The organism is Burkholderia sp. NFPP32, assembly GCF_900119325.1.
GTDB classification, from domain to species: domain Bacteria; phylum Pseudomonadota; class Gammaproteobacteria; order Burkholderiales; family Burkholderiaceae; genus Burkholderia; species Burkholderia pyrrocinia_C.
Window position 1 is genome coordinate 1 of sequence record NZ_FPJP01000044.1, and the last position, 21,521, is coordinate 21,521.

At 66.0% G+C, this 21,521-nt stretch carries 18 protein-coding genes and 5 pseudogenes; 13 read left to right on the forward strand and 10 right to left on the reverse strand.

The features are described from left to right. Positions 1-424 (reverse strand): annotated as a pseudogene (locus BT264_RS35975) (outer membrane protein assembly factor); the annotation flags it as partial. 1,235 nt (positions 425-1,659) lie between these two features. Further along, a complete protein-coding gene (locus BT264_RS35985; protein ID WP_256260767.1) occupies positions 1,660-2,673 on the reverse strand; it encodes a LysR family transcriptional regulator in 1,014 nt (337 codons plus the stop codon). A 326-nt stretch (positions 2,674-2,999) separates the two neighbouring features. Here BT264_RS35985 and fae point away from each other — a divergent pair, with 326 nt between their 5' ends. The 4 genes from fae (at position 3,000) to BT264_RS36005 (ending at position 7,564) form a co-directional block, all read left to right on the forward strand. Beyond that, the gene (gene fae / locus BT264_RS35990) at positions 3,000-3,524 is read left to right on the forward strand and encodes a formaldehyde-activating enzyme (protein ID WP_031397394.1); all 525 of its coding nucleotides are present in this window, start codon (positions 3,000-3,002) and stop codon (positions 3,522-3,524) included. A 40-nt stretch (positions 3,525-3,564) separates the two neighbouring features. After that, positions 3,565-4,587, forward strand: a complete 1,023-nt coding sequence (locus BT264_RS35995; protein ID WP_072445359.1) for an aldo/keto reductase — start codon at positions 3,565-3,567, stop codon at positions 4,585-4,587. 30 nt (positions 4,588-4,617) lie between these two features. After that, positions 4,618-6,069, forward strand: coding sequence for an NAD-dependent succinate-semialdehyde dehydrogenase (locus BT264_RS36000; protein ID WP_072445358.1), 1,452 nt, complete (start codon positions 4,618-4,620; stop codon positions 6,067-6,069). A gap of 160 nt (positions 6,070-6,229) precedes the next feature. Then, positions 6,230-7,564, forward strand: coding sequence for an MFS transporter (locus BT264_RS36005; RefSeq protein ID WP_256260768.1), 1,335 nt, complete (start codon positions 6,230-6,232; stop codon positions 7,562-7,564). 181 nt (positions 7,565-7,745) lie between these two features. Here BT264_RS36005 and BT264_RS36010 read toward each other — a convergent pair whose 3' ends face one another. Next, complete coding sequence (locus BT264_RS36010) at positions 7,746-8,045, reverse strand: type II toxin-antitoxin system RelE/ParE family toxin (protein ID WP_072445356.1); 300 nt, start codon at positions 8,043-8,045, stop codon at positions 7,746-7,748. Further along, on the reverse strand, positions 8,042-8,299 hold the full coding sequence (locus BT264_RS36015) for a type II toxin-antitoxin system ParD family antitoxin (RefSeq protein WP_072445355.1): 258 nt from the start codon (positions 8,297-8,299) through the stop codon (positions 8,042-8,044). Before BT264_RS36015 ends, BT264_RS36010 begins: the two co-directional genes overlap by 4 nt. A gap of 232 nt (positions 8,300-8,531) precedes the next feature. On the opposite strand from BT264_RS36015, the gene BT264_RS39460 reads away from it, so the two are divergent. The 3 genes from BT264_RS39460 to BT264_RS36025 all read left to right on the forward strand — a co-directional run bounded on the left by BT264_RS39460 (position 8,532) and on the right by BT264_RS36025 (position 9,987). Next, entirely contained in the window at positions 8,532-8,672 is a 141-nt protein-coding gene (locus BT264_RS39460) for a hypothetical protein (protein ID WP_177318453.1), read from the forward strand. A gap of 239 nt (positions 8,673-8,911) precedes the next feature. Further along, on the forward strand, positions 8,912-9,637 hold the full coding sequence (locus BT264_RS36020) for a hypothetical protein (RefSeq protein ID WP_072445354.1): 726 nt from the start codon (positions 8,912-8,914) through the stop codon (positions 9,635-9,637). Positions 9,638-9,702: 65 nt separating this feature from the next. Then, positions 9,703-9,987: a hypothetical protein gene (locus tag BT264_RS36025; RefSeq protein WP_143155837.1), complete on the forward strand. Its 285-nt coding sequence runs from the start codon at positions 9,703-9,705 to the stop codon at positions 9,985-9,987. A gap of 176 nt (positions 9,988-10,163) precedes the next feature. Here BT264_RS36025 and BT264_RS36030 read toward each other — a convergent pair whose 3' ends face one another. Next, positions 10,164-11,039 (reverse strand): LysR substrate-binding domain-containing protein, encoded by an 876-nt coding sequence (locus BT264_RS36030; RefSeq protein WP_072445352.1) that lies wholly within the window; start codon positions 11,037-11,039, stop codon positions 10,164-10,166. A gap of 225 nt (positions 11,040-11,264) precedes the next feature. Between BT264_RS36030 and BT264_RS36035 the strand changes: the two genes are divergently transcribed. The 6 genes from BT264_RS36035 (at position 11,265) to BT264_RS36060 (ending at position 19,057) form a co-directional block, all read left to right on the forward strand. Further along, positions 11,265-12,203, forward strand: a complete 939-nt coding sequence (locus BT264_RS36035; protein WP_072445351.1) for a LysR substrate-binding domain-containing protein — start codon at positions 11,265-11,267, stop codon at positions 12,201-12,203. Positions 12,204-12,566: 363 nt separating this feature from the next. Beyond that, the gene (aldA, locus tag BT264_RS36040) at positions 12,567-13,991 is read left to right on the forward strand and encodes an aldehyde dehydrogenase (RefSeq protein ID WP_072445350.1); all 1,425 of its coding nucleotides are present in this window, start codon (positions 12,567-12,569) and stop codon (positions 13,989-13,991) included. A 114-nt stretch (positions 13,992-14,105) separates the two neighbouring features. Then, the gene (locus tag BT264_RS36045; RefSeq protein ID WP_083534409.1) at positions 14,106-15,452 is read left to right on the forward strand and encodes an MFS transporter; all 1,347 of its coding nucleotides are present in this window, start codon (positions 14,106-14,108) and stop codon (positions 15,450-15,452) included. Continuing rightward, entirely contained in the window at positions 15,449-16,666 is a 1,218-nt protein-coding gene (locus BT264_RS36050) for a mandelate racemase/muconate lactonizing enzyme family protein (protein ID WP_072445349.1), read from the forward strand. Before BT264_RS36045 ends, BT264_RS36050 begins: the two co-directional genes overlap by 4 nt. A gap of 17 nt (positions 16,667-16,683) precedes the next feature. Beyond that, positions 16,684-18,360: a GMC family oxidoreductase gene (locus BT264_RS36055; protein WP_072445348.1), complete on the forward strand. Its 1,677-nt coding sequence runs from the start codon at positions 16,684-16,686 to the stop codon at positions 18,358-18,360. A 10-nt stretch (positions 18,361-18,370) separates the two neighbouring features. After that, on the forward strand, positions 18,371-19,057 hold the full coding sequence (locus BT264_RS36060; protein ID WP_143155836.1) for a class I SAM-dependent methyltransferase: 687 nt from the start codon (positions 18,371-18,373) through the stop codon (positions 19,055-19,057). 139 nt (positions 19,058-19,196) lie between these two features. On the opposite strand, the pseudogene BT264_RS36065 reads toward BT264_RS36060, so the two are convergent. The 5 genes and pseudogenes from BT264_RS36065 to BT264_RS36090 all read right to left on the reverse strand — a co-directional run. Continuing rightward, positions 19,197-19,493 (reverse strand): annotated as a pseudogene (locus BT264_RS36065) (group II intron maturase-specific domain-containing protein); the annotation flags it as partial. Positions 19,494-19,990: 497 nt separating this feature from the next. Continuing rightward, positions 19,991-20,125 (reverse strand): annotated as a pseudogene (locus tag BT264_RS36075) (glycine betaine/L-proline ABC transporter ATP-binding protein); the annotation flags it as partial. A 292-nt stretch (positions 20,126-20,417) separates the two neighbouring features. Beyond that, a pseudogene (locus BT264_RS36080) lies at positions 20,418-20,691 on the reverse strand (plasmid pRiA4b ORF-3 family protein); the annotation flags it as partial. A gap of 39 nt (positions 20,692-20,730) precedes the next feature. Continuing rightward, positions 20,731-21,179: pseudogene (locus BT264_RS36085) on the reverse strand (transposase); the annotation flags it as partial. Positions 21,180-21,335: 156 nt separating this feature from the next. After that, a partial coding sequence (locus tag BT264_RS36090; protein ID WP_143155841.1) for a transposase occupies positions 21,336-21,521 on the reverse strand: 186 nt, incomplete at its 5' end.

The window sequence follows — 21,521 nt, forward strand, 5'->3', positions numbered from 1 at the left end:
CCTCCTGCTTCGGATCTTCGATGTCGACGGGGCCCTTGAACGTCAGGTCGACCGTCGACACGACGGTCTGCGGCCCCGGATCGACCGCGATGCGCACGTCGCGCTTGCCGTCGCGCATACGCACGTCGGTGCGCACGACCGGCGAGAAATAACCGGCCGTCGCGGTCAGGTCGCGCACCTGCTGCGGCGTGGCGGTCACGAGGAAGTCGAACTGGTCTTCGCTGATGTCGTCGCGCTTCGCGAAGCGCGCAATATCGAGATGCGACTTGAGCAGCTTGCGGACCGAGCGCGGCGCGTCGATGTCGACGTCGTACTTCGCGTGGGCAGGCAACGCGAAGAACGCGGCGACGCACCCCGCGAGGGCCGCCCGTGCGGCGCGGGCCGCGCCATGTTTTGTCGCTCGTTCGCCTGCTGCACGAAACATGACGTTGTAATCACTCAAAGATGGAAATGAAATGCAATGTGCGGTTCCTACACGCGCGTTGCGAGAAAAATTTGCATGCCAGTACGCGATCCAGAACGAAGCGGGTATCCTGGACTACTTGATCCGGGCAGCCTTACGGCGACCCTGCCTCGTTCCAGCGTATAGCGTTGTATCAGGCATTAGCCTGTCCTCGTAGTCGACGAGGGTAGGGTAGTCGATCGAGGTATGCAGGCGTTGCCGAGTAGGCGGGCTCCAGTGCAGCTCGCCCGAAGCGTCGTTGGGTAGACGCCGAAAATGGATCGCTTGCTATTGAATGAGAGGCTGCTTACGCCAGCTACTCGGCACGTTACGGGTTCGTGCGCTCGCCCTATCTTGCGGCCGGTTTATGAACTTCCAATGGGTTCTACTTTAAGGAAATCCAACCGTCCGCGCTGCAGGGCGAGTCTGAAATTGAATGGGACCAATCCTAAAAGGCCTGTTTCAACCGTAGCCTGTCGATCGGCGCGTTGATCTCGATGCCAATTTCAGTTGCGGGTCCTGCAGAATCCTTCGCGTGCTATTGACCGGCAAGTATTGGATCCGGATCGGATCGCAAAGCATCGCGAACAGAGTCGCGCGCTCGATGCCGACGGCGTTCGCGACTATGGCGTGTCGAGGGGCTGAAAACAGATCAACCAGGAAGGCATCGCAGCGGCACGCTGCGCGTTCGGATGGTCGACGAGGCAGCAGGCCTTGCATGGCGCCGCTGCCCGGGCGATTAGGCTGCCGTTGCGTAGCGCATAACCGAGGTGTTGCGGTGGCGTCAATTCGCGCGGAAGCCGCCCTTTCCCTGACTATGTCAACTGACCATATTGCGCAGACACCGCTTGGGGTGACTTTGATTTCCACTATTCCGATAAAACAATGGGTTAGTGGTGAGTAGCCCCGGGGAATTTCGCCCCGAGGCTACTCACCACTAGAGAACAATGCTGATACGCGAGGGCGCGCAACTGGCGGACAGCGACATTGAAGGCGGGAACGGGATGGACGAAGGTCGCGGAGCGGACGGAAGCCATCTCGGCCGTTCGACACATGGCCTGCTTAGGAAACAGGGCATAAACGCCTTGCAAAAAAATGGCGAGACGGTGCAAAAAACGGCATGTGGAATGTAGCCCTCCATCTGCGGGCCGCGCGGCGGACAGACACGCGCCAGAATCGAGCCCGTCCCTCGCTTCAGCCGCGCTCCGGTCGCCCCGCTACGCGAACGCCTCGAGCGATGCGCGCCGCCGCTCGTCGACCATCGATTCGATCAACGAAGCGAGATCGTCGGTCAGCGGGTCGCAGATGCCGGGCGAGCGATGGAGTTCGAGATCGGCCGCGGGCAGCGGCGGCAGTCCGTCCGTTTCATCGAGCACGCGCCAGTTCTCGGGCAGCGTGCAGCGATCGATCATCGTCACGGCCGCGCCGTGGTTCACGGCAATCTTGATGCCGGTCGGGCTCTGGCTCGTATAGACAACGTGATACGGCCGCTCGGCCGTCGCGAGCGCCTGCAGCCCGCGCTGCCGGTAGCAGCACGTCTCGGGAAACAGCGCGAGCGGCACCGACGCATGCGGGCCGAGCGCGAATTCCCGGTGCGCGGCCCACACGACGTCGTGGCGGCCGAGCAGCCGCCCGCCCGCGTTCTGCCCGTGCCGAACGACGAGCGCGACGTCGAGCTCGCCGGCCTGCAGCCGTTCGAGCAGTTCGAGCGACGTGCGGCAATGCACGTGCAGGCGCGCGCCCGGCCGCAGCGCATAGAACGACTTCAGCAGGTCGGGCAACCACAGCTCCGCGTAGTCCTCGGGCAGCCCGAAGCGCACGATGCCGCGGTCGCTGCTCGTCTGCTTCAGCGCAATGATCGCGTCGTTCTGCACCTGGATGATCCGCCGCGCGTGGATCAGGAAATTCTCGCCGTCGCGCGACAGTTCGAGTCGCCGGCTGTTGCGCATGAACAGGTGCGTGTCGAGCCGCTCCTCGAGCGTGCGGATGCGCAGGCTGATCGTCGACTGCGTGCGATGCAGTTGCCGGGCCGCCGCGGTGAAGCCGCCGCTTTCGACGACGGCGACGAACGCCCGGATCAGCTCCGGATCGAGCGAAGTCAGCTTCGACCAGTCGGGTTTCGAGAAAACGCCGGGCCGCCCCAGGCTTTCCGCCCCGAAGGAAGGCCCCTTGGGGGCGTGCCCCGCTCCGGGGGGCTGGCGCGAAGCGACAGGTTTCTCAATGGCAGCCATCGGAATTACTCGCTTTCGAAAAGAAAAGGGAAGACGAAAGATAGGGCTCGGAGTACGCCGATTGTTGTCCAGATGCGCTCGGCCCTCCAACCCCTGGCCGGGTATGACAAACCCGGAGCCTGCACGCGAAAAACCGCCCGCCGATCCCGCCCCGCATGCCGTCGCGGCGGCGGCCGCGGCACGCCCGGCGGGCGTTTGCGCGCCGGACCAAGGGCTTTCCCGGAGACGACGAAAACTCATAGCCCGATCAGGAAACATCGATTCACCGGCCGCTGAGCGGCCCACCACAATCGCCTCACCCCCAACCTCATCGACGAGACACCGCAATGACCGCATCCCAACCCAGGCAGCTCTACATCGGCGAAGGCTTTGAAGGCCCCGGCGTCAACCTCGCGCACATCAACGTGCTGGTCGGCCCGCGCAACGGCCCGGCCGGGCAGGCCTTCGCGACCGCGCTCGCGACACCGTCGGCCGGCCACGCGCCGTTCGTCGTGATCGCGCAGCCGGGCGTGCCGACCAAGCCGCTCACGCTGTACGTGAACAAGGCGCAGATCGCCGGCGACTTCCACGGCAATGCGACGTGGGGCGCATCGCAGGCCGGCATCGCGAAGGCCGTGGCCGAAGCGCTCGAGAACGGCACGCTGCCGCCCGAAGCGGAAAACGACTGGGTCGTCGTGTCGGCGAACTGGGTCAACCCGCAGACCGACGACCTCGACGCCGTGTTCGAGAACAACTACCGCGCGTGCCGCAACGCGATCGTCGCCGCGATGGAAGGGCTGCCGCATCGCGACGCGGTGTTCGCCGCCGCGCGCGACGTATCGAACCCGTTCTACACGCCGAAAAAGAACTGACAGACAACGAACGGCCGCCAAGGCCGCACCAGGAGGAAGCATGGAATACGTCCGCCTCGGCCAGTCCGGCCTGAAGGTGTCCCGCCTGTGTCTCGGCACGATGAACATGGGCACCCCCGAATGGAAGCCGTGGATCTTCGACGAAGCGCAGAGCGAGCCGATCGTGCGCCGCGCGCTCGACGCCGGCGTCAACTTCATCGATCTCGCGGATTTCTATTCGACGGGCGTCGGCGAGGAAGTGGTCGGCCGCATCCTGAAGCGCAACGCGCGCCGCGAGGAGCTCGTCGTGACGACCAAGGTCGGCTACGACATGGGCAGCTACCCGAACGCGGGCGGCCATTCGCGCAAGCACGTGCTCGACGGCATCGACGGGTCGCTGAAGCGGCTCGGAATGGATTACGTCGACATCTTCATGCTGCACTTCTTCGACGTGAACACGCCCGTCGAGGAAACGATGAGCGCGCTGCACGACATCGTGCGCGCGGGCAAGGCGCGCTACATCGGCGTATCGACGATGTACACGTGGCAGTTCGCGAAGATCATGCAGGCGTGCGAACGCAACGGCTGGGACAAGCCGATCAACATGCAGCTGCAGCTCAACCTCGCGTATCGCGAGGAAGAGCGCGAGATGGTGCCGTACTGCATCGACCAGGGCGTCGGCGTATCGGTGTTCAGCCCGCTCGCGCGCGGCCTGCTGACGTGCGAACCGCAATCGACGCGCAACCAGACCGACTTCTTCACCGCGCAGATGTATGGCGATGCGTCGTCGCTCGCGATCGCCGAGTCGGTCGCGAAGGTCGCGAAGCGGCGCGGCGTGCCGCCCGCGCAGATCGCGCAGGCGTGGGTGCTGAGCCGGCCCGGCATCGCGAGCATGCTGGTCGGTGCGGATTCCGTCGCGCAGTTCGACAGTGCGCTCGGCGCGCTCGAAACGCAGCTCACCGACGAGGAACTGCACGAGCTGGAACGCAACTACACGCCGTGCGACCTGATCAACGACTACACGGCCGGCAAGCGCATCGCGCGCGAGTCGCGCCCGGCACAGGGCACTTTCGCGGCAGACTGAAGTAACGAGGCACTGAAGGGACGACACACGATGAACGAATTTCTGAGGACCGGCCATTACATCGGCGGTGAATGGCACGAATCGCATGACGCGAGCGACGCGACCTATCCGGTGCTGAACCCGGCGACCGGCGAGACGATCGCGAAGGTCGCGAAAGGCGGTGCCGACGACACGCAGCGCGCGATCGACGCGGCCGCCCACGCGTTTCCCGCGTGGCGCGCGCTGACCGCGAAAGAGCGTGGCGCCCGCGTGAAGCGCTGGGGCGAGCTGATGCTCGAACACCGCGACGCGCTCGCCGAGCTGCTGACGCGCGAACAGGGCAAGCCGCTCGCGGAAGCGCGCGGCGAAGTCGCGTACGCGGCGAGCTTTCTCGAATGGTTCGCGGAAGAAGCGAAGCGCATGTACGGCGACGTGATCCCGAGCCCGAAGCCGAACGCGCAGATCGTCGTCACGCGCGAGCCGGTCGGCGTCGTCGCGGCGATCACGCCGTGGAATTTCCCGCTCGCGATGATCACGCGCAAGGCCGGCCCCGCACTCGCGGCAGGCTGCACGATGGTGCTGAAGCCGTCCGAGGAAACGCCGCTGTCGGCGTTCGCGCTCGCGGTGCTCGCCGAGCGTGCGGGCGTGCCGGCCGGCGTGTTCAACGTCGTGTCGGGCGATGCGGTCGCGATCGGCGAGACGCTAACGAGTTCGTCCGTCGTGCGCAAGCTGTCGTTCACGGGCTCGACGCGGGTCGGCAAGCTGCTCGCGAAGCAGTCGGCCGACACGCTGAAGAAGCTGTCGCTCGAACTCGGCGGCAACGCGCCGTTCATCGTGTTCGACGATGCCGATCTCGATGCGGCGGTCGAAGGCGCGATCGCATCGAAGTTCCGCAACACCGGGCAGACCTGCGTGTGCGTGAACCGTTTCCTCGTGCAGGACGGCGTGTACGACGCGTTCACGCGCAAGCTCGCGGACGCCGTGCGCAAGCTGCGCGTCGGCAATGCGCTCGCGGGCGACGTCGACCAGGGGCCGCTGATCAACGAAGCGTCGCTCGGCAAGGTCGAGCGGCATGTTGCCGACGCCACCGCGAAGGGCGCGAACGTGCTCGCCGGCGGCAAGCGTCACGCGCTCGGCGGCACGTTCTACGAGCCGACCGTGCTGACCGGCATGACGCCCGACATGCTGATCGCCGAAGAGGAAACCTTCGGCCCCGTCGCCGGCTGCTTCCGCTTCTCGACCGAGGACGAAGCCGTCGCCGCGGCCAACGACACGCCGTTCGGGCTGTCCGCGTATTTCTACACGCGCGACCTAGGCCGTGCGTGGCGCGTGTCGGGTGCGCTGGAAAGCGGAATGGTCGGCGTCAACGACGGGATCATCTCGACCGAAGTCGCGCCGTTCGGCGGCGTCAAGCAATCGGGGCTCGGCCGCGAAGGCTCGAAGTACGGCCTCGACGAATACGTGGAACTCAAGTACACGCTGATGGCCGGCCTCGGCCGCTGATCCCTGACCGCTCTCCGCGGTCGATCCGCGTCGCGCGCCGCCCGGCCGCGCGGCGCCTCCCACGGCTCCCGCGACGTCGCACGACGCCCGCGCGCCGCATGCATACCAATCCGGAGGCAGCTTGACCCAAGCCAACGTTCAAACCGGCACCGCGCGCGCGTTGCCGCTCACGCGCGGCGCCGATGCGCCGCACCGCCCCGTCGCGCTCGACGACGTGCCGCTCAACCGTTTCCACGTGAAGGTCGCCGGCCTGACGTTCGGCGCGCATTTCACCGAGGGCTATACGCTCGGCACGATCGGCTATGCGCTCGCCGCGCTCGGCCGGCAGATGCCGATCGACGCGTTCTGGATGGGAATGATCGGCAGCTCGGCGCTGATCGGCATCTTCTTCGGCAGTCTCGTGTTCGGCTGGCTGTCCGACCGGATGGGCCGGCAGAAGATCTTCCTGACGAGTTTCGTGATCATCACCGCGGCCGCGTTCGCGCAGTTCTTCGTGAGCTCGCCGCTCGAACTGTGCGTGCTGCGCGTGCTGATCGGCTTCGGGATGGGCGGCGACTTCACGGTCGGCCACGCGATCCTCGCCGAATTCTCGCCGCGCAAGCATCGCGGTGCGCTGCTCGGCTCGTTCAGCGTGATCTGGACCATCGGCTATGTCGCCGCGAACGTGCTCGGCCTCGCATACGGCGACGCCGCGCCCGATGCATGGCGCTGGCTGCTCGCGTCGGCCGCACTGCCCGCGCTGATCGTGCTGGTGCTGCGGATCGGCACGCCCGAATCGCCGCGCTGGCTGCTCGGCAAGGGTCGCGTGCAGGAAGCGCGCGCGATCGTCGCGAAGCATTTCGGACCGCACGTGATGCTCGATGGCCCGGCCGAACCGCGCGCGAATGCGGGCTTCGCGCGGTTGTTCGAGTCCGACCTGATCCGCCGGACGGTCTTCAACTGCGCGTTCTTCGTGTGCCTCGTGATTCCGTACTTCGCGATCTACACGTTCCTGCCGACGATCCTGAAGACGATCGGCCTCGCCGAAGGCTTCGGCGCGGATCTGCTGCTGAACGGCTTCCTCGTGCTGGGCGCGCTGATCGGCATCTGGTTGACGATCCGGCTGTCGCGGCGCGGCTTCCTGATCGGCTCGTTCGCGGTGACGTGCGCGTCGCTCGTCGCGCTGGCGGTGCTGCCGTCGTCGGCCGCACTCGCGATGATCGTCGCGTTCGCGATCTTCACGCTGACGATGTCGGCGTTCAGCAACCTCGTCGGCGTGTTCCCGCCCGAGTGCTTTCCGACCGAAGTGCGCGCGAGCGGTGTCGGGCTGGCGATCGCGTGCAGCCGGCTCGGTTCGGCGATCGGCACGTTCCTGCTGCCGGTCGGCATCGCGACGCTCGGCTTTCACGCGACGATGTTCGCGCTGGCAGGCGTGCTGCTGGTGGGGATGCTCGTGTCGATTGCATGGGCGCCGGAGACGAAGCACCTGACGCTGGAGGAGGCGTCGGCGCATTGACGATGGAGGCAGGCTTCGTGCTTGCCTGCGGCGGCGCGCTAGGGCTTTCGCATCGTCGCACCGGTCATGCGCTGCGGCGATGCGAAATGCGATTTGAAAGAACCCGGCCGAGGCCGGGTTCTTTCATTGTGGCCGGCGGCTTTTCGTGTTCCCGGCGAGAAGACCGGGCTGGCGACCCCGCTCAGAACAGAATCGACGCGTAGTCCCGCGCGCCGTGCAGGATGTGAAGAATATCGATCCGCGTCGGCGGAACGCCGACGACCCGATAGAAGATCTGATAGTTGCCGTACACGCGATGCCGCACGCCGTGGCGCTGGAAGCGCGGCACCAGCGGAAACGCCAACGGCATCCCGGCAAGGCCCAGACACTTGTCGCGAATCTCGCGCACGAAAGTCACGGCCCGTTGCGGATTGTCACGCGCGATGAAATCGGCAATCGCTTCGAGTTCGGCGATCGCGAAGTCCGACAAGCGGACGATCACGCCTGACGATCCGCCTGTGCCCGATACTTCGCGTCGAGGCGATCGAATACGGCCTCCGCATCGGCGCCGCGTCCGGCTTCCGCATCGGCCAGGCTGCGCGCGATCACCGCGTCCAGCGCATTCAGTTGCGCCTCGCGATCCTGAATCAGGCGCACGCCTTCCCGGAGCACTTCGCTCTTGGATCCGTAACGCCCCGATTCGACCAGCTTCGCGACGTAAGCCTCCAGTTGCTGGCCCAGCTCGGCACTGATCATGTCGACCTCCCGACGGCATTGAATTCGATGCATGCAGCGTAACCCGGTTATCAACTGTTATCAAGGGAATGAACTCCAGACGGGTCGGTGCGCCTGCATGCAGGCGCCGCCGATCGGGCGGATGAACGGAACGGGACGCGCGTCGGGCAGGCTGCGGCGGCGCCGGGCATTCATCCGGTGATCGCCTTCTGTCGTGCAGCGTTGTCGGCCTCTCACCGTGCGAACGCCGATCATGGTTGAAGACGTCGTCACGCCACAACCTGGCCGGAAGGTCTATCCGTCCGACGCCGACGTGGTCGCCGAGCCCGCTGCCGCGCTGGCGCGTCACCTGCATCCGCTCGTGTCGATCGACCTGTCGGCGGTCGATCCGTGATGACGAGGTTGAATTCATCTGCTCGTCGCCGGCGTGACCGGCCGGGCGTACCGCACGATGGGCGCCGACTGGATTCCTTTGTTTTACGAATCGGTCGGCCGCGTTGCGTTGCTGACGTTCGACGGGTCGTAAAGCGGGCGGGACGAGCGGTCTCCACGCGTGCGGCCTGGCCATTCGGCGGACTCGGCGGGCCGGATTCGCGGCGATATGCTGGGGCTTTCCGCTTTTTGCCCGCTACCATGCCCGCCCGCCTTGTCGATCTCAGCCATGTCCTGCCGTTCGAGACGACGTACTTCGACGATCGGCTAACAATCGATCGAAGCGATCTGGATATCTCCGCGTTGCTGGGCGTGGACGGCGACATCCCCGACAAACTGCTCGTTTCATTGTGCGGAGCACCTGCCGGATCGGAAATTCAAGCGTATCTCGACAGCTCGAACAGGTTGACTTTCAGCGTCACCCACCCCGCATTGATCCGATCCGAGAATCGCGTATCCGTCGTTGGAACATCGGACGTATCCGCACTCGAACTCAGGACAATCGATCTCGTCGATCATGCGATCGCCGGACTCGGCGCGGTGATGTTATGGCGAATCGTTCGGGCATGCGATACGTTGGGGATCATTCAGATCCGCACACTTGCGGCGGGCGGGCGCAAGGCCGCACCGAAGCCCGGCGGGCGCCGACTGTTTGGATATTACGCGTGGCCGCGCTTCGGCTTCGATGCGCCCATTCCCGACCAGCAGGGAGACGAAGCGGCACTGTTCCAGTATTTCCAGAGCGACCCGGCCGGTCTGGCCGACGGATCGCTTCGGTCGCTACGCGCGCTCTATGCGACGCGATTCGGGCGAGATTTCTGGCGCGTAGCGGGATCACATCGCTGGATGACATTCGACGTCACACCGCATGGCAAGTCTGTGCAGACGTTGCAGAAATACTTGATCGAAAAGGGGATTTACGAATGACCGCAAAGCACGCTCCGATCGCCGGATTCCGGATGACACAGACCACGTCGAGGCGTGGCCGCCCGATGAGCAAGCATCGTCCCGTTCGCCTCTCGGAAGCGCGCCAGCTCCTTGACGCGTTCGTCACACGCGAACTCCATCACAGCCTGGCGCGTGTCATGCGCAAGTCCGCGCTGGAGCACGACGCGCAGGCGGCCGCCGCACTTGCAATCCGGCCTCGACGAGCCGTCTTCAAGGTGGGGCGCATCGATCCATCGAAGTGCCAGTTGCCGATCTTCACGGACGCGGAAGCAGAAGCCATGGCTCGCCGTGAAACGCTGATGCATTTCGGGCTGGATCCCGACTCGTAACCGGCAGCGACGGAAAGTAACCGCGTGGCCCAAGTCGTCAACGATCGTGCCGATCTCCGTTCTCGGTAACGATCGTTGACAGATACAGCGACCGGAAGCACGGCAAGACAAACGTGGACTAATCCGATTGTTTCCACGTCCTGATCAGCCTCGACTCACCGCCCGGCACACGCCCCCTACCCCCGCCTCGCCGCCTGCCCCCTCAACCACGCGGCGAACGCCGCCACATGCTCGACCGCGACGCTCTCCGGCTCGACGTCGAGCCAATACCCGAACGGCCCGATCGGCTGCACCGGCGACAGCCGCACGAGGCTGCCCTCGCCGATCTCCTCCTCGATCATGTTCAGGTCGACCACCGCGAGCCCCGCGCCCTTGCGTGCCGCGCGAATCGCCTGTTCGAGCGTCGAGAACTCGATGCCGTCGCCGATCCGTTCGACGTCGACACCCGCCTGCTCGCACCAGTCGGCCCACAGCGTCAGGCGCTTGCCTTCGTGCAGCACGTGCAGCGACGGCAGCCGGCCGAACAGCGCATCGAGCGCGTCGCCGCGATAGCGCGGCGCGCCGACGAGCGCATGCCGCTCCATCATCAGCAGTTCCGATTGCATGCCGGGCCGGGCCGCGCGCCCGAAGCGGATGTGGCAATGGCAATCGTCGGCCGGCTCCGTGCGGATCGACAGCTCGACGTCGGGCAACGCCTCCGCGAGCGTGCCGAGCCGCGGCGAAAACCACTGCGTCGCGAACGTCGGCGGCAGCGACACCGTCAGCCGCCGCTTCGCGCCCGGCCGCGCGGCGGCGATTTCGCCGACGCCGCGCTCGATCGTGTCGAACGCCTGCCCGATGAACGGCAGCAACCGCTGGCCCGCATCGGTCAGGCGCACGCCCTTGTGATCGCGCTCGAACAGGCGCGCGCCGAGCGCTTCCTCGAGCAGCCGGATCTGCCGGCTCACCGCGCCTTGCGTCACGCACAGCGACACCGCCGCGCGATTGAAGCTCAGATGACGCGCGGTCTCCTCGAAAAATCGCAGCGCGATCAACGATGGCAGGCGTCGCATGATGTGTGTCCCTCTGGTTCGTGTTGTTGCCGGCCGGCCCCGCCGGCCATCCTGCGGGCAGCTTTATCGCAAAAAAATGCACCGCCCGTCAGGCCGTGAAAACCCCGATGTCCGGTGCGCGCGGCGCCGGGCAACCGCCGCGTCATTCATCGTCCCCGTCTCGCCGGCCACCCGCCTACAATAAGCATCCCGCACCACACACGACACCACCCCGTGAGACGCAAGATGCCGGCGCTGAACGCGCTGAAAGCCTTCGAGATGGCCGGCCGCACCGGCAGCTTCACGCGCGCGGCAGAACTGCTCAACGTGACGCAGAGCGCGGTGAGCCGCCAGGTTCGCCAGCTCGAAGGCCAGCTCGGCGAAACGCTGCTCGAGCGCCGCCATCACCAGCTCGAACTGACGGCGGCCGGCCGCGTGCTGCTGCGCGCGCTGCAGCAGTCGTTCGACAAGATCGAGCTGACCGTGCGCAGCCTGCAGGAAAAAACCCACCTGAACCGCCTGCGCGCGAACGTGCCGCCGACCTTCGCCGCGCGCTGGCTGATGCCGCGCCTCGGCCGGCTGCGCGACGCGCATCCCGAATTCGAGCTGAGCCTCACGACGCGCATTCACGACAGCCTCGGCGAATCGCGCGTGCTCGACTGCGCGATCCGGTTCGGCGACGGCGAATGGGACGGCTTCGACAACGCGCTGCTGATGCAGGAGCAGCATATCGCCGTCTGCGCGCCCGCGCTGTACGCGCGGCTGCGACAGGACGACTCGCCGATCGACCTGAACCGCTTCACGCTGCTGCACGTGCTCGCGACCGACGACCAGCGCTACCTGACCTGGCAACACTGGCTGAAGGCGGCCGGCATCGCCGACGTCGACACGCGCGGCGGCTACGAATTCGACCTGCTCGACCATGCGATCCGCGCGGCGATCGACGGCCTCGGCATCACGATCGCCGACCGCCACATGGTCGCGCGCGAGCTCGCGACCGGGCAACTGATGCAGGTGCTCAACGTGCACGTCGACGGCCACCAGTCGTACTGGTTCGTCACGCGGCCCGAGCAGACGAACCTGCCGCACATCGTGCAGTTCCGCGACTGGTTGCAGCAGGAAGTGTGGCTCGCGAAGCGCCACCTCGAACCGTCGTCGCCGCTGCCGCAGGTGCCGCTGGCCTAGCGCACGATCCGTCCCCGGTCGGCCTCAGCGCCGGCCCAGGCCCCAGCACCGCCCCAGCGCCGTCCCCGGCCCCGGCCGCCAACCGCCGGCAACGCGCGACACCTTACCGGCTTCCAGCCCGTCCGCATTCGGATCAGTCGGAAAATGCCGCCCGGCCGCCGCCCGCGCCCCGCCACCGCCGCACCGGCCTTGCCGGACGGGCGATTCCGGCCGATTCGTCGAGTAACGTGCGTTTTTCTCATGCTCGACGCGTAAATAAGTCGTTTGCCGTGCGCTAAACGCATGAACAGAATGGCCTCTGTCCCGTGCCGCGCGTTTCGCCGCTCGAAGCGATCCGCCCGCATCCATCGGAGGAGCCACTTCATGCGCATCGAACGCAACTACATAAACGGCCGTTTCGTCGTACCGGAAAGCGACGCGACCATCGTCGTCCATAATCCCGCCACCGAAGCGCCGTTCGCGCGCGTACCGGCCGCGACGCCGGCCGACGCGCTCGCCGCCGTCGACGCCGCGGCCGCCGCGCAGAAAGCCTGGCGCAAGCTGCCGAGCGCCGAGCGCGCCGCCTACCTGCACCGCTTCGCCGACGCGCTGACCGCACGCGCACCCGACATCGGCGCGGCGCTCGCGCAGGAATCCGGCAAGAGCGTCGAGGACGCATCGAACGAAGCCGTCTACGCCGGCCAGATCACGCGCTACCACGCCGAGTGGGCGCGCCGGATCGAGGGCGAGATCATCCCGAGCGACACGCCCGACGAGAACCTGTTCCTGCAGCGCGAGCCGATCGGCGTCGTCGCGTGCCTGATCCCGTTCAACTATCCCGTCTACACGCTGCTGCGCAAGGTCGCGCCCGCGCTGATCGCCGGCAACACCGTGGTCGTGCGGCCGAGCAACCACACGCCGGTGTCGGCGTTCGAGATCGCGAAGGCGGCTGACGACGCCGGTTTCCCGCCGGGCGTCGTCAACATCCTGACGATGGACCACGCGACGGCCGAGGCGCTGTGCACGCATCCGGCGGTCGGCATGATCACGCTGACGGGCAGCGTAAACGCAGGCCGCAAGGTGCTCGACTACTGCAAGGCGAACATCGCGAAGCCGTCGCTCGAACTCGGCGGCAAGACGCCCGCGATCATCGAGCCCGACGCCGACCTCGAACGCGCGGCCGCCGCACTCGTCGCATCGAAGACCACGCACTGCGGCCAGCTCTGCACGGCCATCGAGCGCGTGTACGTGCACGACAGCGTGCACGATCGCTTCGTCTCCCTGCTGAAGGAAAAGATGGGCGCGGTACGCAGCGGCGACCGCGCGGCCGAGCCGTCGAACATGGGCCCGCTCGTCAGCGCATCGGCGCGCGCGCACATCCACGGGATGGTCGAACGCGCGATCGCGGCCGGCGCGACGCTCGAAACCGGCGGCGCGATCCCCGACGGCCCCGGCTTCTTCTACCCGGCCACGCTGCTGACGAACTGCCGGCAGGACATGGAGATCGTGCAGGAGGAAACCTTCGGCCCGATCATGCCCGTGCTGCGCTACACGACGATCGACGAGGCCATCGGCTTCGCGAACGACCACCAGTTCGGCTTGTCGTCGGTGCTGTACACCGAGCACTACCGCACCGCGATGACCGTCGCGAACGCGATCGAGGCGGGCGAGCTGTACGTGAACCGCACGCCGGCCGATCCGTACCAGGGCTTCCACGCCGGCTGGAAGCGCTCGGGCCTCGGCGGCGACGACGGCAAGCACGGGATGCTCGAATTCACGCAGACGCGCCTCGTCGTCATGAAGTACTGACGCATCCAGGCGCGCGCGGCCACGACACCGCCGCGCGCGCCGCCCCCGATCCGATCGACCACAAAACAAATCTGCAGACCTCCGCATGACGGAAGTCTGATGGAGGAAGACATCATGCCGACCCAACCGTCGACGCCCGCCGCGTCGCTCGCGTTGCAGGACGAAACGCAAGACGCGCACGCGTCGCAACACTCGCGCGCGCAGCGCTACCTGCAACTGCTGCTGCTCGTGATCGCCGCGGGCGCCATCTACCCGATGCTGTACCTGCGGCAGGTGTACCAGCCGACGATGCGGCAGTTCTTCCGTATCGACGACGTGCAGCTCGGTTACCTGTACTCGTCGCTCGGCACGATCTTTCTCATCAGCTACCTGCCGAGCGGCTGGCTTGCAGACCGCCTGTCGCCGCGCTGGCTGATCTGCTTCTCGCTGCTCGCGACGGGCGCGCTCGGGCTCGTCTATGCCACCGGGCCGTCGTTCAACACGCTCGTGCTGATCTTCGGCGGCTGGGGGCTCACCACCGGCCTCACGTTCTGGGCGGCCGTGATCAAGCGCGTGAACATGATCGCGGGCCCCGACGAACAGGGCCGCTTCTTCGGGCTGCTCGACGGCGGCCGCGGGCTCGTCGAGGCGCTGCTCGCGACGATCGCGATCACGCTGTTCGCATACGTAACGCAGGCGCACGGCGGCACCGATGCGGCCGGCTTCAAGCTCGTCGTGCATCTGTATGCGTTCTTCTGCATCGCGCTCGGCGTGCTGCTCGCGCTGCTGAAGGATCAATCGCGCGCGGGCGACCACGCGGCGGCCACGAAGCGCCGCACCGGTAGCGACCGCCGAGGCAACGTGCTGACCGACCTGAAGACGCTCGCGGCGATTCCCGAGCTGTGGCTCGTCGCGGCGATCGTGTTCTGCGGCTATCAGGTGTTCTGGGCGACCTACAGCTTCTCGGCGTACCTGCACGAAGGCAACTTCGGGCTCAGTGCGACGGCGGCAGGCTTCATCACGACGCTCAAGCTGTGGATGCGCCCCGTCGGCGGGATCGGCGGCGGCTTCCTCGGCGACCGCGTATCGAAGGTATCGGTGCTGTTCTGGGCGCTCGTGCTCGCGGCGCTGTCGCTCGTCGGCCTGATCGCCGCGCCGCCGCACAGCCCGCAGGCGATGCTCGTCGTGCTCGTGCTGTTCATCGGCATCCTCACCTACGCGATTCGTGGCCTGTACTGGTCGCTGCTCGACGACTGCAAGGTGCCGACGCATTGCGCGGGCCTCGCGATCGGCCTGATCTCGGTGCTCGGCTATTCGCCCGACGTGTTCGTGCCGCTGATCAACGGCTACGTGACGCAGACCTGGCCGGGCGCGCACGGCTACCAGCTTTATTTCGGCTATATCGCGGCGATCGCGCTCTGCGGCGCGGGCGCCGCCGCGTTCCTCAAATACCGTCTCAACCGCATCAAGGAGTCCGTATGAAGATCGTTTCGCTCGAAACCCACATCGTCGCCGTGCCGCCGCCGCATGTCGGCGGGATGTACTGGATCTTCGTGAAGCTGAAGACCGACGACGGGATCGAAGGCGTCGGCGAAATCTATTCGGCGACGTTCCACCCGAAGGCGATGGGCCCGATCATCGACGACGTGTTCGACCGCTACCTGCTGAACCACGACCCGCATCACGTCGAGCGGCTGTTCCGCCAGGCGTATTCGAGCGGCTTCACGCAGCGCCCCGACCTCACGATGATGGGTGTCGTCAGCGGCCTCGAGATGGCGTGCTGGGACATCATCGGCAAGGCCGCCGGCAAACCCGTGTACGAACTGCTCGGCGGGAAGATCCACGAGCGGCTGCGCTCGTACACGTACCTGTATCCGAAGAACGCGAACGGCGAATACGACTACGACGATCCCGATCTCGCGGCCGAATGCGCGGCCGAGAACGTGAAGCTCGGCTTCACGGCCGTCAAGTTCGACCCGGCCGGCCCGTACACGGCCTACTCGGGCCACCAGTTGTCGCTCGAAGTGCTCGACCGTTGCGAGCTGTTCTGCCGCCGCGTGCGCGAGGCCGTCGGCAGCAAGGCCGACCTGCTGTTCGGCACGCACGGGCAGATGGTGCCGTCGTCGGCGATCCGGCTGGCGAAGCGGTTGGAGAAATATGACCCGCTGTGGTTCGAGGAACCCGTGCCGCCGGGCCAGGAGGAAGCGATCGCCGAAGTCGCGAAGCACACGTCGATTCCGATCGCGACCGGCGAGCGCCTGACGACCAAGTACGAATTCCACAAGCTGCTGCAGGCGGGCGGCGCGTCGATCCTGCAGTTGAACGTCGCGCGCGTGGGCGGCCTGCTCGAAGCGAAGAAGATCGCGACGCTCGCGGAAGTGCACTACGCGCAGATCGCGCCGCACCTGTACAACGGGCCGGTCGGCGCGGCCGCGAGCATCCAGCTCGCGACCTGCACGCCGAACTTCCTGATCCAGGAAAGCATCATGACGTGGGGCGGGTTCCATGCCGAAGTCGTGAAGACGCCGATCCGCTGGGAAGACGGCTACATCATCCCGTCGAACGAGCCGGGCCTCGGCATCGAGCTCGACATGGACGTCGTGCGCCGTCATACGCCGTACACCGGCGAGCGGCTACACCTGCAGATGGGCGAGAAGCCCGTCGACGTGAAGGATCTCGCCCCCGCGAAGGGCTGACCAGGAAAAACGCGACCATGACTTACGACTACATCATCGTCGGCGCGGGCTCGGCCGGCTGCATCCTCGCGAACCGCCTGAGCGAATCGGGCCGGCACTCGGTGCTGCTGCTCGAAGCGGGCGAACGCGACGCGTCGTTCTGGTTCAAGGTGCCGGTCGGCTTCACGAAGACCTACTACAACCGCCGCTACAACTGGATGTACTACAGCGAGCCCGAAGCGCAGCTCGCCGACCGCAAGCTCTACTGCCCGCGCGGCAAGGTGGTCGGCGGATCGGGCTCGATCAACGCGATGGTCTACGTGCGCGGCCAGCGCAGCGACTACGACGACTGGGCGAACGCCGGCAATCCGGGCTGGGCGTACGACGACGTGCTGCCGTACTTCCGCAAGCTCGAAACCCACGCGGCCGGCACGACCGACCCGCAGCATCACGGTTCAACGGGGCCGATCCACATCACGTCGATGAAGGCCGACGTGCATCCGATCGTCCACGAGTTCCTGAAGGGTTGCGCACAACTGAACCTGCCGCGCACCGACGACTTCAACGGCGCGCAGTTCGAAGGCGCGGGCATCTACGACCTGAACACGAAGAACGGCGAACGCTGTTCGAGCAGCTTCGCGTACCTGCGGCCGGCGCTGGGCCGCGCGAACCTCACGCTGCGCTCGGGCGTGCTGGTGCGGCGCGTGACGTTCGACGGCACGCGCGCGACCGGCGTGGTCGTGGCCGGCGCAAACGGCGACGAGACGCTCGTCGCCGCGCGCGAGGTGATCCTCGCGGCCGGCGCCGTCGATACGCCGAAGCTGCTGCAACTGTCGGGCATCGGCGATCCGGCGCTGCTCGCACGCAACCGCATACCGCTCGTGCATGCGCTGCCGGCCGTCGGCCGCAACCTGCAGGACCATCTGTGCGTGAGCTTCTACTTCAAGGCGAACCGGCCGACGCTGAACGACGAGATGGGCACGCTGCTCGGCAAGATGAAGATCGGGTTGCGCTACCTGCTGACGAAACGCGGCCCGCTCGCGATGAGCGTGAACCAGGCCGGCGGCTTCTTCCGCGGCGCGGACGATGCGCGCGAGCCGAACCTGCAGCTCTACTTCAACCCGCTGTCGTACCGGATTCCGAAGAGCGACCGCGCGAGCATCAAGCCCGAGCCGTATTCGGGTTTCCTGATCGCGTTCAATCCGTGCCGGCCGACGAGCCGCGGCTCGATCGAGATCGCGTCGAACCGCGTGGAGGACGCCGCGAAGATCCGCATCAATGCACTGACCACGCAGAAGGATCTCGACGAAGCCGTGCAGGGCAGCAAGGCGATCCGTGCGCTGATGCGCGCGCCGGCGCTGAAATCGATGACCGTCGAGGAAATCTCGCCGGGGCCGCAGGTCGACTCCGACGAAGCGATGCTGCAGTATTTCCGCGAGCAGTCGGGTTCGATCTACCACCTGTGCGGCTCGTGCGCGATGGGGCCGGACGCGGCGACGTCGGTCGTCGATGCGGCGCTGCGCGTGCATGGGTTGCAGGCGCTGCGGATTGTCGATGCGTCGGTGTTCCCGAACATCACGTCGGGCAACATCAACGCGCCGACGATGATGGTCGCGGAGAAAGGCGCGGATCTAATTCTCGCGGACGCGGCGCACGACGAGACCGCCGGCGCGGCCGGCACGCGGCCGCGCGAACGCGAAATCGTCGCGCCCTGACGCGGCGGCCGTGCGCGGACGCCTTTCGCCGTGTAGATTGGGAATTGGCGCAGCCGCCTCGACGGCGGCATGCGTCTCGCTCCCCAATCCGGAACACGCGGAGGCTCCGATGACCACTCGCCCCGGGCAAGCCGGGTTGCCGCGCGGCGTTGTCGGCCGGATCGTCGGCCTCATCATGCGCCGGCACAATCGGCCGGACAATCTGTGGACCCTGTCCCTGCTGCCGATCGCCGACCGCCAGCATCTGCTCGAAGTCGGGTTCGGCCCCGGCGAGGCGATCAGGATCGCGGCCGCGTCGAACCCGTCCTGCCGCATCGTCGGCGTCGATCATTCCCCGACCGTGCTGGCCGCCGCGTCGCACTTGAACCGCGCGTCCATCGAACACGGCCGTGTCTGGCTCGCGCTGGGCTCCGTCGACACATTGCCGTTCGCGGACGACACCTTCGACAACGCGTTCCCGATCAATTGCATCTACTTCTGGCACGCGCCGGTGCAAGGGCTGCGTGAATTGCGCCGCGTCGTCAGGCACGGCGGCAGGGCGGCGATCACGGTCCGGGACATCGCGCGCGCCCCGTACGATGCGTTCACCCCCGACACACTCGCGCGCCTGATGACCGAAGCGGGCTTCTCGTCGGTTGCCGTGCATCGCAATGGCGTGCGTTCGCATCCGCTCGTGTGCGCGCTGGCGACGAAATGACCGACGACCGGCGGCCTCGCTGAACGAATACGCGATCCACGATGCGCCGCGCGAATCGGGATAGGGGGCGATCGATGATCGCGCCCCTCCCACACCACCCGGCATGCGGGTCCGCACCGGGCGGTTCGAACAGTTGAGGTCAGGACAGGCGGGGGATGCCCAACCTGTCCGCCCATTCCAGGGTGAGGACACGGTTGAGCAGTTTGCTGTTGTTGCGCCACCAGCGACGAGCGTTTGCGGCTACCTGTCGAGCGACCGCCTCGCTCGCGCCGAGCGTGCGCAGTTCCCGGTACATGGTGGGGCCGTAGGTCCACTGCTTAAGCTGAATGGCCCGAACCCGATGGCGTACCCACTCATCCAGCTCTCGCCAGACCTTTGGGGTTTGCGCATAACGGAAGTAGGCTTTCCAACCCAGTAGATACGAGCATAACCTCTTGGCTCTTCATAGACTTGAACATTCCTGCTCGTTTGGCCCTTCGTCGCTAGCCTTAGCCTCCTCGGCCTGTCCCGCGACTACTACGACCTCTGCTGACTTCTCGCTCCGGCCCCTTGCGGTACCGTCGCCCTTTCAGGCGCGAGGCGAGATCTCCCCAGGTAAGAACGCAGTCCTTCCCCGCACAGCCGCCAGATTTACGCCGCCTGATCTTTGGCCACGAGAGCTTCGCAGTTTTCAGCCTGCTCGCCCTGATCGGCATCGCCTTATATCTGGTTCTTGTCCATCGGCTCGCGGTTTCGCTCCACGCTTCCTCCCCACACTCGGTCGCCCTCGTGCAGTTGCGCTTCACTTCATTCGCTGTGGCCAGCTTATGGCGGGACTTGCACCCGCAAGACTGCGCCCATGCTGGGCGCACTGAAAAAACGGCACGCCGCGCATTGCGACGTGCCGTCGTCCCCGCGTCAAGTGCCGGCTCAGCTCACGCTCGTGCGCTTCTCCACGAACCGCCGCACATAATCGTCCGCCGGCCGCGACAGGATGTCGTCCGGCGTGCCGACCTGCACGAGCGTGCCGTCGCGCAGGATTGCGATCCGGTCTCCGATGCGCAGCACCTCGTCGAGATCGTGCGTGATGGACCGGCGCATCGCGAATCCCTCCACGTCCGATCAGCCTGCATGTTTGAGCCGCCAATTTGTTTAGGGAAACGTGTATTTCCGATCATTGCAATCGGCGGTGCCAATCGATCGCCGGGCACCCCGTCAGGCCCGCCGGACGGGGCTTTAGGCTGATTTCCCGGACCCGCGCACGGCCGGCGACGCACGGCGCTGCTCCCCTGTTCGGCGACTGCCCGACCAGCCTTGACTCACGGCTTCGCACACGCCGTTTCGGCTACCGAAACCACTCGTTGCGCCCCCCCATTGGCGATTTCACGATCTTCCGAAGTCGAGACTTACGGTCGTCGGCGGTTGTGTTCGGGTCAGCGAAGTCCAGCACGTCATCGACCTCGAACATGGCGTAGGTCATGCCGTCGATCAGAAAGTCGCGCAGGTGGGTGTCTTCCCAACCGAAGGCCGCCTGCAGGATATGGTGCAGCTTGCGCAGCGACTCGGTTCCTTCGACCTCGATCCGGCGTCAGATGGGCGGCTCGATATATTGAAGCTGCACGTGCAAAAGTAAAGCGCTGGAACGATTTCGCCATCTGATCTCCGGGGAACGGAAAGCCTGCGGCATTATCGCCTTACGATGCCGGGGTGGTCATTTTCCAGGGCTGTAGTTCTTCGATCCGGTTAATCGGATGTTCTGCAACGCGCACAAGCCTGGTGCGCAGATACGCCTCTGCATCGATGCCGGTGAGCTTGACCGTCCCGATCAGGCTGCAAATCGCGATAGCACGCTCCCCACCTGAGTCCGCGCTGGCGAACAGGTAGTTTCGGCGCCCGAGGGCCACTCCGCGCAATACGAGCTCGACCGCCAGGTGATCGATTTCCAGGTGCCCGTCGCCCGTCGTCGTAGTAGCGCGAGCGCTTCCCACCGGCTCAAAGCGTAGAGGATCGCCCGACTCGTGTCAGATTCGCGTGAGAGCATCTCCAGTGTGGTGCTCAGCCACGCATGGAGTTTATCGAGCAAGGGCCTGGCGTGAGTTTGTCGGTGCGCTCGCGGCTCATCGGGCAGTTTACCCAGGATCTGCGCCAATGTTACGGGTGCGAACCTAGGGAAACACTGATTAATAGGCCATCCCGCAAGGTTGTCGATGGCACTGGTGCGGAATTTGCGGATGCGGAAGTGAAGCGCCGCCAACTCGGTTGAATTTGACCCGGATGTGCACCTCATTTCTCGCATCCTTCACCCACATGACGGACTGCTCCCATGAACCGAGCGCAACCGGTTTCGCGCGATCACCAGGTTCGCCAAGGCGAACAGACTGAACAGTTGCGCCGTGTTCTTGAGCAGTCCCTTGTAGCGCACCTTGCGATGACGGAACAGGTTCTTGACGATATGAAACGGATGCTCGACTCGCGCGCGGATTTG